We start from the raw sequence: 13,114 nt of genomic DNA on the forward strand, positions 1-13,114 counted from the left end.
CGACTCATTAAAGCTGCCCTAACGTTAATTGATGTCGGATTTACTGGGTCTAACATTACTCAGAGTTGGTTTAATGAATGGCTGATTTAAATGTGATGCAGCTTAGCCCAATTCATTTCAAGTTCGGCGGCACGCATGGGCTTAGCATAATACATGCCTTGAAGGGTATCGACGCCCATAGCGACGAGTATCTCTCTGATTTCAGGGGTTTCAATCCCTTCGACAGTCACCTCATAACCGAGTTTTTTAGCAATATTAATACTGGCTTCGAGGATATATTCCGACGGTTTATCCTGCTCGAGATCCTTTAAAAAGGCTTTATCGATTTTGACTTCATTGACGGGTAGATGCTTCAAGTAAGCCAGTGAAGAATGACCGGTACCAAAATCATCAATTGCGAGCCTAACCCCTAACGCACGAATTTTATCTAAGGTTTCGACCGCCTTAGTTAAATCCGCCATTAAGGTACTCTCGGTAATTTCAATCATTAAGGATTCGGGCGGAAGTTTGTAATGCGCCAATCTCGCCGCAATTTCTTGGGGCAAGGTTTCACTGTCAAGATCCCGTGTTGATAGGTTGACTGCAACGCACAATTGTATCCCTGCAGCGCGCCATTTTGCCTGCTGCGCTAACACTTGGTCGAGTGCCCATTGGCTCACTAAATCAATCATGCCAGCATATTCGGCTAAGGGGATAAACTCGCCAGGAGAAATAACCCCAAGCTCGTCGTGCTCCCAGCGCATCAAGGCTTCAACCTGAAAACACCGTCCCGTCGCAATATCCTGTTTCGCTTGATACACCATATACACTTGATTGCGTTGTAAGCCTTTGGGCAAGCTATCGATAATTCTCAGTTCTCTTAACTGTTGAATATCATCATTCGCGGCATAGTAAGCAATCGCGCTACGAGAGTGACGGGCTTTCTTCAGCGCCAAATCGACGCGACGTAACATCTGGCTCGTGTCGGCGTGGTGTTCATGTAAATGCACACAACCGATTTGAAGTTTAACGCTGACAGGCGTGTTCTTAATGCTAAAAGGCACCTGCAAACGGCCTCTTAAATGAATGAGTTGCTCCTCAGTCAACGCTTGCTCGTAATATAGGCAGAACTCATCGCCATTGAGCCGTGCGATTAATCTTGGAGATAAACTTAAGCTGTTTAACCGTTCTGCAAATTGCTTTAATAGGATATCGCCAAATACAAACCCAAAAAGATCATTTACATAGCGAAATCGATAAATATCAATCAGCACTAGCGTCCCTTGAGTCAGCGGCATCATAGAGGCCAGCGTACGTTTCAAGCCAACGCGATTCACCAGCCCTGTTAGCTTATCCTTCCCCACACTTGCGGGTAAGGCCTTTAATAACTCATCTAAGGTATGGTACAGAGGTGCAAACTCTTGGGGAACAATGCCAATGTCTAAAGCTTGGCGCTCAATCTTTTGTTGCTCTAATTGGGTACAAAGTTGTGCTAAAAACTTTTGCTGTGACCGTAGCGACCTATATTTTGCCTGCAATATATACAATGAAAATATCAATAAAATGAGCGAAGCAACGACTAACCCGATTTCGAACATACCTTGGCCTCTGCTTTACCGCGTAAGCTTATTATCAAATGGCACTGCAGTTGAGTGCCTAAGCGCCATTTGAGTTCCATTTAGGCCTAACGATTATTGGTAACTTTCTCTAATTGAATGGAATTTTTCCATAAATTCATCACTGGCTAAATCATCGGTTGTCACGGGTAAACCACGGGCAACAAATACACCAAGACGTTGTTCTAACTCTGTACCTGCCCGTAGCTCACCGGTATAGAAGGCCGCTGCACGGATAAAGTCGAGATAGGTAACGTGATCAGGCAGATAAGGTAAATCGGCCCAGCGCTCAACCACTTCCATCACTTCGGTAGAAAAATCCCAACTCTTTAACACAGCACGACCTAAGGGCCCCTGCATTTTACGAACGAGCGCGCGTAATTGATCAATGCTCGTAAATAAATGCGGCTGCGCCTCAGCTTCGGTCAACACAGGTAAAGCGCCGATGTTATGTACGAGTCCGGCTAAGGTTAAGGTATCAAAATTTAATCGACTGGTTGAATGGCGTTTATTATACATCTGCAACATGGCACAGGCGGCTGCGGTCACATCGATTGAGGTACGCCACACTTCATCCATGACTTCCCACACCATTTCATTGGTGGAAATGAATAATTGCTCCATAGCCACCGAAGTTGCGATGCTTTTAATTTGGATTAAACCAATGCGTGAGACCGCACTGTTAATACTTTCAGCGGGTACGCCTCGACTGTATAAGGCGCTATTGGCCACCTTAATGATACGGGCAGAAATCGCCGCATCTTGGCCGATCACTTCAGCCACTTGTTTAAGGCTAGCATCGGAGCGTCCGACCACTTCTTGCACCCGCATCGCCACTTCCGGCAACGTCGGTAGCACTAAGGCATCATCTTTTAGTTTTTTTAATAAACTGACTAACAGTAGATGTTCGGTAGACATCTTAGCTCCCATCAATCTGTAAACATGAACATTGGATAGTTGGAGTATATCAGCTGGCTGTCATTAGATACGTAGAAAAAAGCAACGGACGTTAATAAATTGTATGATTGCGTTATCAATTTTGCCTTAATTATCGGCTTTAATCTTCTACAGTAATTATCACCAGAGCTGAAATGTTCCTCGCTGCTCGCTCACGCTAAACGCCCTATATTCGCAAAATGTGAAGTACCACTAAAGTTAGTGAAGGCAATTTGCATAACCCTACTTTCATTGTGTAAAATCCCGCCCCCGCGCACCGCGCCATTTATTCATCGATTAATTAACCAATTTGAGAGTGATTATGTTTAAACCAGAGCTATTATCTCCCGCAGGGACGCTGAAAAACATGCGCTACGCCTTTGCCTATGGCGCAGATGCTGTGTATGCCGGTCAGCCGAGATATAGCCTAAGGGTACGTAACAATGACTTCAAAATGGAAAACCTTGCCACAGGCATACAAGAAGCCCATGCGTTGGGTAAAAAACTGTATGTTGTGAGCAACATAGCACCTCACAATGCCAAGCTAAAAACCTATATCAAGGACATGGAACCCGTAGTGGCGATGAAGCCAGACGCGCTGATCATGTCCGATCCGGGTTTAATCATGATGGTGCGTGAGGCCTTTCCCGATCAGGTAGTGCATTTATCGGTACAAGCCAATGCCATCAACTGGGCCTCGGTCAAGTTTTGGCAAACCCAAGGGATTAAACGTGTGATCCTGTCGCGCGAACTGTCCTTAGATGAAATCGAAGAAATTCGTCAACGCTGCCCAGATATTGAACTCGAAGTCTTTGTGCATGGCGCCCTCTGCATGGCGTATTCAGGCCGTTGTTTGCTCTCGGGTTATATCAACAAACGCGATCCAAACCAAGGCACTTGTACTAATGCTTGTCGCTGGAAATACGATGTACACGAAGCGCAGCAAAACGACAGCGGCGACATCATTGCTATGCCTAATGCAGTACAAATCGAAACTCCGACGACTTTAGGTGCGGGTGCGCCCACGGATCAAATCTACCTACTGCAGGAAGCCAATCGTCCCGGCGAATACATGCCAGCCTTTGAAGATGAGCATGGTACTTATATCATGAACTCTAAGGACTTACGTGCGATTCAACACGTTGAGCGCCTGACCCAAATGGGTATAGACTCACTTAAAATTGAAGGCCGCACTAAGTCTTTCTATTACGTCGCCCGCACAGCACAGTTGTATCGCCGCGCGATTGAAGATGCTTCATCGGGTAAAGATTTCGACCGCAGCCTAATGAATCAATTAGAAGGCCTAGCCCACCGTGGTTATACCGAAGGCTTTTTGCGTCGCCATGTGCATGATGAATATCAAAATTATGACTATGGCTACTCAGTCAGTGACACCCAACAATTTGTGGGTGAACTAACGGGTAAACGTAACCTTGCGGGATTGGCTGAAATCGAAGTGAAGAACAAGTTTTCCGTTGGCGACAGTGTCGAGCTGATGACACCGCAGGGCAATATCAGTCTGACGATTGAACAACTTGAAAATCGAAAGGCTGAAGCGGTTGCAGCGGGCTTAGGTTCTGGGCACACTGTGTATCTGCCCGTGCCGAAAGAGGTCGATTTGAGCCACGGTATTTTGCTGCGTAACCTGCCCCAAGGTCAGGATACGCGCAACCCACATGAACTAGGTTAAGGTCATGGCATTACTGATCGACGATAGCTGCATCAACTGCGACATGTGTGAGCCTGAGTGTCCTAATCAGGCCATCACTATGGGCGAAGAGATCTATGAAATCGATCCCGACCGCTGCACCGAATGCGTGGGGCATTACGACAAACCGACTTGCGTGTCTGTCTGCCCAATTGATTGCATCGACCCAGATCCAAACCGCGTCGAATCCAACGACGAGCTGTTAGTGAAATTTGCCGTGCTAACGCAAAAAGCTTAATCACATCCCAGACCGAGTGGTAATCTAACCTCTCGGTCAAATCCGCCCTCATCCCCGCCTAAAACAATGCAACAGACATGCATATAAACAGTATGTAAAACCATTTAAGCGCATAAACCCGAGCATTTAATTACAGCTTGATAAAAACACTACTTTAGACTGACACTGGTTTAGTTCTGTCTGTCAAAAAACTAACAGACGGTATTTATCCCTTCTTCACAATTTATAGTTCAAGACATAATGTCGCTTGATAAATCACCATTTTTGCAAGCTGTGTCACTTTAATGGATTGAGAGTTATTATTTTGACGCTTATTTGTACGACTCAATCATCATTCCTGTACAAACTCATTCACGCCTCAATTGTAAATCAAGTGTTACATTTTAATTTTATGAATGAGCTAAGCCTTAAGCATTAAACTGGGCAGGTTGAAAATACCTTCTACATTGGATTATGTCTCGAAGTCCGTGGAGACATAAAAAGAAAATGGAGTTCAACATGCATAAGAAACATTTAATAGCAGTCGCAGTCGCAACTGGACTTGCTTACTTCCCTGTTAACGCTAATGAATACCAAGCCACTATGGTCAATGTGCCGCAATCTAAAGCCATCAAAGATACTTACATCGTTGTATTCAATACCCCAAGTGTTCTTAATCTAAGTAATAACAACACCATAGCTGAATTCGCGGTTCAACAAGCCGAGAGTTTAGTCAATCAATATGATGTCAGAGTGATGAAAAACTTTGGCAATGTGCTCAACGGTGTACTCGTCAATGCCAGTGCCCAACAAGTTAAAGCACTGCTTAAAGATCCAAACGTGAAGTACGTAGAACAAGATCAAGTGATGTCGGTAACGCCCATGATGGAAGCCAATGCGGACCAACCGAGTCCGACCTGGGGCATAGACAGAATCGATCAACGCAACTTGCCATTGGATAACAACTATCACACGGATTACGATGGCTCAGGTGTGACCGCCTTTGTTATCGATACTGGCGTGCTAAATACCCACAATGAGTTCGGCGGCCGCGCAAGCAGTGGCTATGACTTTATCGATAATGATTACGACGCGACTGACTGTAACGGCCATGGTACCCATGTGGCGGGGACGATTGGTGGCTCAACCTACGGTGTCGCAAAAAACGTCAATGTAGTGGGTGTCAGAGTGCTCAACTGTTCAGGTTCTGGCAGTAACTCTGGCGTGATTGCTGGGATAAACTGGGTGAAAAACAATGCTTCTGGTCCCGCCGTCGCGAACATGAGTTTAGGTGGCGGCGCCTCCCAAGCCACAGATGATGCCGTCAATGCCGCCGTAGCTGCGGGGATCACCTTCGTCGTCGCGGCCGGCAATGACAATAGTAACGCCTGTAACTATTCACCTGCTCGTGCCGCGGATGCCATCACTGTCGGTTCAACCACCAGTAACGATTCCCGCTCGAGTTTTTCTAACTACGGGACTTGCCTTGATATCTATGCGCCCGGTTCGAGCATAACTTCTTCTTGGTATACCTCAAATTCAGCGACTAATACCATTAGTGGCACCTCAATGGCTTCCCCCCATGTGGCAGGCGTCGCGGCATTATACTTAGATGAAAATCCTAACCTCTCCCCCGCACAGGTGACTAACTTACTCAAGACGCGCGCCACTTCGGGCAAAGTCACAGATGCTAAGACAGGCTCACCGAATAAGTTACTGTTTTCACTTGCAAGCGATGATGGTGGCTGTGGTAATAATTGCCCCGTTGACGAGACTCAGCTGCAAAATAATCTGGGTATCGCGATCAGCGGAGCCACAGGTTCAGCAACTTATTACTACATTGATGTCCCCGCAAATGCGGCCAGTTTAGGCATCAACCTCGCGGGGGGGTCTGGCGATGCGGATATTTATGTCAGCCAAGGACAAAAACCGACGACGACCAGCTATCAATGCCGCCCATATCAAAATGGTAACAATGAGAGCTGTAATTTCACCGCACCTGCGGCGGGTCGTTGGTATGTGATGGTCCAAGGCTATAACAATTATGCTAACGCCCAGCTTACCGCCAGCTACAACCTTAATGGCGGCGGAAATTGTACCGATGCGAACTGCTTAACCAATGGCGTACCTGTCACGAATTTGAGCGGAGCAACGGCAACTGAAGCCCTGTATAAAATCGTCGTCCCTGCCAATAGCCAGCTGAATATTGCCACCAGTGGCGGCACTGGCGACGTGGATCTGTATGTCAAAGCAGGGACAATCCCAACGACCACCAGCTATGATTGTCGCCCCTATAAAAATGGTAACAATGAAAGCTGTTCGATTACCGTGACTCAAGCGGGAACTTACCATGTGATGTTACGTGGTTATGCTAATTACTCGGGCGTTCAACTGAGTGCAAGCTACTAGCGAGTGAATCGGTTCAGTGAGTTTTGAATCAAACTCAAGCCCACTAAGGTAACAACTGAGTGGGCTTTTTAGTGGTTTATTCAGAAGGCTATCTCGCTAAGTAGCATTAATAGCTTGATTAATAACTTGGAGACTTAGCGAGAATAACCGTTGGTTTGGCTTCGAGTTGCAGACGCTCGATCACAGCGGCGAGCTTTTCAACGCTAAGGCGAATTGGGGTCGGCATACTGGCAAATTCGATGCTGAGCAGCAAGTTTTTCACTTCGAGCCCTAATTCTGTATCGCCTTCAATACTCAACTTACGCTGGAAGAATAGCGTATCAGGATCTTCCTTTGCTGCTGCCACTAACACTAGTTCAGCCGAATTGGCACTAAAGCTCACCTGCGCGTCGGTCAACTCTCTGACTTGCCACTTGCCATTAAAACTCACCTCAAAGGCCAGGTTTAAGTCTTCCACTTGAATCGCGACCCATTTATCAGTCAAAAATCCGAGTTCATCGTCTGCCGCTTGTTCGGCGAGTAACAGCCCAAGTAATTGACTGATGGCTTTCGCTTTGAAACTAAAAGGCAACTTAGCGAGGGGAAAGCCGATGGCTTTTGGGGTGAATTCTAAAAGTTGTTGAGCGATTTTTGCGGAAAAAACAGCGGACATGGCGGGAACCCTACAAGAATAAAACATATATATCCCAGTTTATCGGGATTTTATGATCTTAAACCTGTTTTAAATCAATTCATCGCCATTCAATCTTACCTACACTCTGCGGCTATCATTTTATCGGGAGCATCACTATGGAGCTATTGTGTCCAGCAGGAAATCTGGCCTCGCTAAAGTCGGCATTGCATGCCGGAGCCGACGCTGCGTATCTAGGACTAAAAGACGACACCAACGCGCGCTCATTTGCAGGATTAAACTTCACCCCCGCAAAGTTGCAAGAAGCCACTGAGCTCACGCAAAAACACGGCAAGAAAATCTTTTTAACCTTAAATACCTTTCCAAAACAGGGCGAAGAACACCGTTGGTATCAAGCCATCGATCTCGCCGCAAAACTGGGAATGGATGCGTTGATTGCTGCCGATCTTTCTTTGCTCGATTATGCCCATCAACATTACCCACACTTGCCGCTGCATTTGTCGGTGCAAGCCAGTGCGACCAATCTGGGCGCGCTCAGCTTTTATAAAGAAGCTTTTAACATCGCCCGAGTCGTGTTACCACGGGTGTTATCCATGAAACAAGTGCGTGACCTTGCCAAAGTCAGCCCAGTGGATTTAGAAGTGTTCGCCTTCGGCAGTCTATGCATTATGGCCGAAGGGCGTTGCCAGCTGTCATCCTATGTGACGGGTCAATCGCCCAACACGGGCGGCTCTTGTTCACCGGCAAAACACGTGCGCTGGCAGGAAGAAGGACAGAACCGATTAACCCTGCTCAACGATGTGTTGATTGATAAATCAGCCCTCGATGAACGGATGGGTTATCCCGTAGTCTGCAAAGGCCGTTACATCACGGAAGATCAAGATTCGCCGCAGTATTTGCTCGAATCACCGACCAGTTTAAATACTTTAAGCCTACTGCCCGAACTCGCCAAGGCGGGCATAGTGTCGCTAAAAATCGAAGGCCGCCAACGCAGCCCAGCCTATGTTGAGCAAGTCACGAGAGTTTGGCGCCAAGCCATAGACACCTATCTGGATAATCCTGAGCTGTACCCAACAAGCCAGAACCAACCCCATTGGGAACAAGCCCTTGCAAAAGTTTCCGAAGGTCAAATCACTACACTTGGCGCCTATGAGCGTGATTGGCAATAAAGGTTAATGAACAGAGCGCCAGATTAATAAAGGACAAGTTATGCATATTTCCCTAGGCCCGCTGTTGTATTGCTGGCAAAAACAACAGGTCACTGATTTTTATCAGCAAGTCGCCGCCAGTCAAATCCCCTTAGTGTATTTAGGTGAGGCCGTCTGCAGTCGCAGACGCGAACTCAAATGGGGCGATTATCTGGAGCTGGCGCAAATGCTCAAGCAGGCGGGTAAAGAAGTCGTGATTTCAACGCTGGCGTTAATCGAAGCGCCATCGGAATATACTGAGCTTAAACGCCAAGTCGATAACGGCGAATTTATGGTCGAAGCGAACGATATGGCAGCTGTCTATCTCGCCAACGAGCACAAGCTGCCCTTTGTCTGCGGCGCGAGTATCAATAACTACAATCGCGCCAGTTTAGACATTTTGCAGCGATTTGGGATGCAAAGGTTTGTGATGCCAGTGGAACTCTCAAAGGCTTGGCTTAGCCAAGTGATCCAACAAAAGCCGTCATTTGAAGTGGAAGTGCTCGGCCACGGCTATTTACCCCTCGCCCATTCGGCGCGCTGCTTTACCGCTAGGCACAAACAGCTCACCAAAGATCATTGTGAAACAGTGTGCCGTGAATACAGCAAAGGGCTACTCGCGCAAACCCAAGAGCTGCAGCCTTTGCTCAGGCTCAATGGGATCCAAACTCAATCCGCCAGTTGTTTAGATTTACGCAGTGAAATAACGACAATGGCAAAGATGGGGATCGATGTGTTTCGGGTATCACCCAGTAGTTTTGACTGCATCACCACAGCCAATGCCTTGGTCGATGCAATTAACACGCCTGAAAATGCTCAACATTTTGCGATTAGCAGCGATGTGAACCTAGAGACAACCCAGTGTAACGGCTATTGGTTTGGAGAAGCAGGCCTTGCTGTGCATGCCAATCCCTAGCACGACTCAGAGCCTTAGCCAGAGTCTGAGTCAGAAGATGAGACTGAGCTAGAAACTGAGCTTGGGCCTAAACATGAGCCAGAGCTTAATCTAACGAGGAATCTGAGCTGGAACCATAATCTGAATTTAAGCCAACATCGACGTTAACTTAAGGAATGAGTTTAACCAGTGAAGTTTCACTCTTGGCTGGTTCGCTCTTGGCTGGCGTTTAACTGACTAAAAAGCAGCACAGTGGTCCAGCACAATAGACTCCCCAGCCCTATCCATTCCAGTAGGGCCGGCCACCATAAACTAGGACGCGGCAGCTGCAATACCATCTCCTGATAAAACGGCCTATCGCCTTCGGTCAAACCTAAATCCAATTGCGGCGCATACAGAAACGTCATCATGCTGCACAGCACAATGAGGGCTAACAACCCAGTCCAGCGACCAAAATGAGACTTGCCGAAAAAAACTAAAGCTAAGTAGAAAATCGCACTTAAGCTTCCCAGATAGAAAAACCATTTCAGCCCTAAAACGTGCAAGTGATACACGTTCACCGGAAATAATCCCACGCTCGCTAAAGCTAAAAAAGTGCAGGCCAGACTGATAAAAAAGGGATATCCCCAGAAAGATGTCACCTGTTGTAACGAAGACAAACAATAAAAGACGAGACTTAAACTGCCAAAAAACAATCCCCCGTTGAGGATCACAGCAAAAGATGAATGACCATAAGTCCCCAATTCGCTTAGGGTATGATTTAAAAAATTAAAGCGATGGGATTCGGCATCGTCGAATCCTAAAACAGTCATCACAATACCGATTAAAAGCCCAAAGATCCCCAGAAAACCAAACTTAATGGCCAGTGTCGAGCCGCCTTTAATCTTAACCTTCTCTACTTTTGCAGTCATGAATACTTGAGTTGGATAGGAATGATACTAACTTACATGGAAATGAGAAGATTTAAAGCGGCGGGTATCCGCTTTATGAATAATATTTTTACTTTCATCGTTATTAGCGACTTTTTAGTCAGCCTCCAAAACATCAAGATGATGAGGAAGATCACTATTATCTCTAAGCAGATTTAACTGCCTGTCGCATAAAAATGTACCGAGCAGCAAAATACACTGAACATAAGCGTGGCATTCTTAAACAGTGCTTACCCACGCTATATAGAAAGTGTTATCAGGACAGTCCGCTTAAATCGCACAAAAAACCAACCAAGAGGGCTGTAAGGCTAAAGTTGCTGATGTTTTTTCGTGCAAAAATAACATCTCAATCGTTTTAACTACATCATCATACAAGCGATTAACCCCTCAGAAACAACAATCCATAACACCATGTTTGTAATAATTTTTTATGTGAAACCATCCAGAAGTATCGACCTAATATCACCGACAACTTAAGTAAAATAACTATGCTGTTTTGCTGCTTATATCAAACTAACTAGCGAATCGTTTTACATAGACAAGCTAAGCGAGTAATCTTCCCCATTCTCGTTTTTGAGTTGAATTTAAATGCACCTTAATTGGCGTCAACAGCGCGTTATGTGCGGCTATTAATTCAAATTTACCATGTACGACTCGTACTTTAAGGTGTACAAAATTGACTACTGAAAATAAAAATCGAAACATTAAGACGATACTCACCTTTATCGTCCCTTCGCTGATCGGTCTGTTGTTATTTATGACCCCTATCAGCTACAACGATGCGATCACTATTCCAATCGCGATTATCTCTAAAGCTCTGCAAGGCGCATTGAGCGGCGTGTTAACCCTCATAGTGACCATGATTATCGTGGCAACGGCGCTGGCCTCTTCGCTGTCAAAAGCATTTAAGCCTAAGTTTGTGGCCCAGAATCACTTCCTTAATGCCTTATTAAATGTCAGTCCTTTATGGTTGATCACGCGGATCATAGGTGCGGTGTTTGTCGTGCTGACCTATTTAGGCTTAGGCCCAGAGGCTATTAACTCCTCAAGCACAGGTGCATTAGTCTTAAACGACTTACTGCCCGTGTTGTTCTCGGTGTTTATCTTTGCGGGTATGTTGTTGCCGCTGCTGCTGAACTTCGGTCTACTCGAGCTGTTTGGCACACTGCTAACCAAAATCATGCGCCCCGTGTTCAATCTACCGGGTCGCAGTGCAATTGATTGTATGGCCTCATGGTTAGGTGATGGCAGTGTCGGTATTTTACTGACCAGCAAACAATACGAAGCACGTTTTTATACCCAAAGAGAAGCGGCCGTTATCGGCACAACCTTCTCGGCGGTATCGATTACCTTCAGCCTAGTGGTGATCTCACAGGTTAAGTTAGAGCACATGTTTGTGCCCTTCTATTTGACTGTGTGTCTCGCTGGTTTTGCGGCGGCTGTGATTGTGCCTAAGTTGCCACCGCTATCGTGGAAGAAAGACAACTACATCGACGATACCCCACGCATGCCAGATGATGAGCTGATCCCCGCGGGTCACAACGCTTTCTCTTGGGGTTTTGATAAAGCCTTAGAAAAAGCCGCCAGTGCCGGTGGCATCAAAGCCGTTTTGAATGAAGGCGTTAAAAACGTTGTCGATATGGTGTTTGGCATTATCCCTGTGGTAATGGCCATTGGTACGCTGGCGCTGATTATCGCCGAGCACACGCCCATATTTAACTATTTGGGTATGCCGTTTATTCCATTACTCGAATTACTGCATATTCCAGAAGCCACTGAAGCCTCTAAAACAATCGTGGTCGGTTTTGCGGATATGTTTATTCCGTCAATCCTTGCCAGCTCAATTGAATCAGATATGACCCGCTTTGTAATTGCAGCCTTGTCTGTGACTCAGTTGATCTACATGAGCGAAGTGGGCGCATTGCTTATCGGCAGTAAAATCCCCGTCAACTTTGTTGAGCTGTTCGTGGTATTTATTCTACGTACCTTAGTGACTCTGCCAGTTATCGCAGGTGTGGCGCATTTACTGTTCTAAAAGCTAACGGCAACAATAGCTCAGCTAAAAGGGGAGTCAGGTTAACTGACTCCCCTTTTTTGTAGTAACTCATACACGAACTGACAGTTTTGATTATATCGTATGACTTAATCGTACAACCTCCACTCGACACCACACAACTCACTTTGGTACAGAAGTACTTTAAGAATTTCTGGATAGCACTGCTGAAGGATCAAACTTGGTCATTTAATTCTTTAAGTGCTGGCTTATGATGAGCCATGGCATTCGCTCACCGACACGCAGCAAGTCCGTCCTTGGATGCTCGACCGCCCCGTCCATGGGGCGGACGGTCGTCTCGCCAATCACCATGGCACACCTTTCTAGCATTGGCGTAGTCAGTAAGTTTTAAAGAAATAAACAGCACGTTTTTGGACAAAAACGTGATAGAGCCGTTGCTCTAACTCTTCAGTTTCAGATTAAAATTTTTTAAGGATTTAACGCCCGCCTAAGGGGCTGACAACGCATTACTACTAAACTCAAACACAACAACCGTAACCACCGCGGCTCAATGGGACTGGAAACGCCACGCGTTGACAGTCCCTCTTGAGGCG

Annotated in this window: 11 protein-coding genes; 7 read left to right on the forward strand and 4 right to left on the reverse strand. The window is 46.3% G+C overall.

Features of this window, described 5'->3' with window-relative positions; all coding sequences use genetic code 11:
- Window positions 1-86: 86 nt before the first annotated feature.
- Window positions 87-1,577: a bifunctional diguanylate cyclase/phosphodiesterase gene (locus tag Q4Q57_RS16205; RefSeq protein ID WP_311891380.1), complete on the reverse strand. Its 1,491-nt coding sequence runs from the start codon at window positions 1,575-1,577 to the stop codon at window positions 87-89.
- Between the two features lie 93 nt (window positions 1,578-1,670).
- Window positions 1,671-2,513, reverse strand: a complete 843-nt coding sequence (locus tag Q4Q57_RS16210) for an HDOD domain-containing protein (protein WP_006082674.1) — start codon at window positions 2,511-2,513, stop codon at window positions 1,671-1,673.
- 340 nt (window positions 2,514-2,853) lie between these two features.
- Here Q4Q57_RS16210 and yegQ point away from each other — a divergent pair, with 340 nt between their 5' ends.
- From yegQ to Q4Q57_RS16225, 3 genes are all read left to right on the forward strand, one after another.
- Window positions 2,854-4,221 carry a tRNA 5-hydroxyuridine modification protein YegQ gene (yegQ, locus tag Q4Q57_RS16215; RefSeq protein WP_311891381.1) on the forward strand — a complete coding sequence of 456 codons (1,368 nt, stop codon included), beginning with the start codon at window positions 2,854-2,856 and terminating at the stop codon, window positions 4,219-4,221.
- Window positions 4,222-4,225: 4 nt separating this feature from the next.
- Window positions 4,226-4,477 (forward strand): YfhL family 4Fe-4S dicluster ferredoxin, encoded by a 252-nt coding sequence (locus Q4Q57_RS16220; protein WP_006082676.1) that lies wholly within the window; start codon window positions 4,226-4,228, stop codon window positions 4,475-4,477.
- Window positions 4,478-4,975: 498 nt separating this feature from the next.
- Window positions 4,976-6,865 (forward strand): S8 family peptidase, encoded by a 1,890-nt coding sequence (locus tag Q4Q57_RS16225; protein ID WP_311891382.1) that lies wholly within the window; start codon window positions 4,976-4,978, stop codon window positions 6,863-6,865.
- 118 nt (window positions 6,866-6,983) lie between these two features.
- Here the strand turns inward: Q4Q57_RS16225 and Q4Q57_RS16230 are convergent, their stop codons facing one another.
- Complete coding sequence (locus Q4Q57_RS16230) at window positions 6,984-7,517, reverse strand: SCP2 sterol-binding domain-containing protein (protein ID WP_311891383.1); 534 nt, start codon at window positions 7,515-7,517, stop codon at window positions 6,984-6,986.
- A 137-nt stretch (window positions 7,518-7,654) separates the two neighbouring features.
- Here Q4Q57_RS16230 and Q4Q57_RS16235 point away from each other — a divergent pair, with 137 nt between their 5' ends.
- Window positions 7,655-8,665, forward strand: a complete 1,011-nt coding sequence (locus Q4Q57_RS16235) for a peptidase U32 family protein (RefSeq protein WP_311891384.1) — start codon at window positions 7,655-7,657, stop codon at window positions 8,663-8,665.
- Between the two features lie 40 nt (window positions 8,666-8,705).
- Window positions 8,706-9,599, forward strand: coding sequence for a U32 family peptidase (locus Q4Q57_RS16240; protein ID WP_311891385.1), 894 nt, complete (start codon window positions 8,706-8,708; stop codon window positions 9,597-9,599).
- Window positions 9,600-9,775: 176 nt separating this feature from the next.
- On the opposite strand, the gene Q4Q57_RS16245 is transcribed toward Q4Q57_RS16240, so the two are convergent.
- A complete protein-coding gene (locus tag Q4Q57_RS16245; RefSeq protein WP_226059615.1) occupies window positions 9,776-10,489 on the reverse strand; it encodes a hypothetical protein in 714 nt (237 codons plus the stop codon).
- 694 nt (window positions 10,490-11,183) lie between these two features.
- Here Q4Q57_RS16245 and Q4Q57_RS16250 point away from each other — a divergent pair.
- Window positions 11,184-12,542: a YjiH family protein gene (locus Q4Q57_RS16250; RefSeq protein ID WP_011847491.1), complete on the forward strand. Its 1,359-nt coding sequence runs from the start codon at window positions 11,184-11,186 to the stop codon at window positions 12,540-12,542.
- 219 nt (window positions 12,543-12,761) lie between these two features.
- Window positions 12,762-12,887 carry a hypothetical protein gene (locus Q4Q57_RS16255; RefSeq protein WP_311891388.1) on the forward strand — a complete coding sequence of 42 codons (126 nt, stop codon included), beginning with the start codon at window positions 12,762-12,764 and terminating at the stop codon, window positions 12,885-12,887.
- Window positions 12,888-13,114 lie beyond the last annotated feature (227 nt).

The sequence above is a fragment of the Shewanella sp. SP2S2-6 genome, assembly GCF_031931965.1.
GTDB classification, from domain to species: domain Bacteria; phylum Pseudomonadota; class Gammaproteobacteria; order Enterobacterales; family Shewanellaceae; genus Shewanella; species Shewanella baltica.

Bases quoted from the DNA above. Each gene is read 5' to 3' on its own strand.
- Q4Q57_RS16245 (WP_226059615.1), bottom strand. From the start codon at position 10,489: ATGACTGCAAAAGTAGAGAAGGTTAAGATTAAAGGCGGCTCGACACTG.
- Q4Q57_RS16210 (WP_006082674.1), bottom strand. From the start codon at position 2,513: ATGTCTACCGAACATCTACTGTTAGTCAGTTTATTAAAAAAACTAAAA.
- Q4Q57_RS16240 (WP_311891385.1), top strand. From the start codon at position 8,706: ATGCATATTTCCCTAGGCCCGCTGTTGTATTGCTGGCAAAAACAACAG.
- Q4Q57_RS16230 (WP_311891383.1), bottom strand. From the start codon at position 7,517: ATGTCCGCTGTTTTTTCCGCAAAAATCGCTCAACAACTTTTAGAATTC.
- Q4Q57_RS16205 (WP_311891380.1), bottom strand. From the start codon at position 1,577: ATGTTCGAAATCGGGTTAGTCGTTGCTTCGCTCATTTTATTGATATTT.
- Q4Q57_RS16225 (WP_311891382.1), top strand. From the start codon at position 4,976: ATGCATAAGAAACATTTAATAGCAGTCGCAGTCGCAACTGGACTTGCT.
- Q4Q57_RS16220 (WP_006082676.1), top strand. From the start codon at position 4,226: ATGGCATTACTGATCGACGATAGCTGCATCAACTGCGACATGTGTGAG.
- yegQ (WP_311891381.1), top strand. From the start codon at position 2,854: ATGTTTAAACCAGAGCTATTATCTCCCGCAGGGACGCTGAAAAACATG.
- Q4Q57_RS16235 (WP_311891384.1), top strand. From the start codon at position 7,655: ATGGAGCTATTGTGTCCAGCAGGAAATCTGGCCTCGCTAAAGTCGGCA.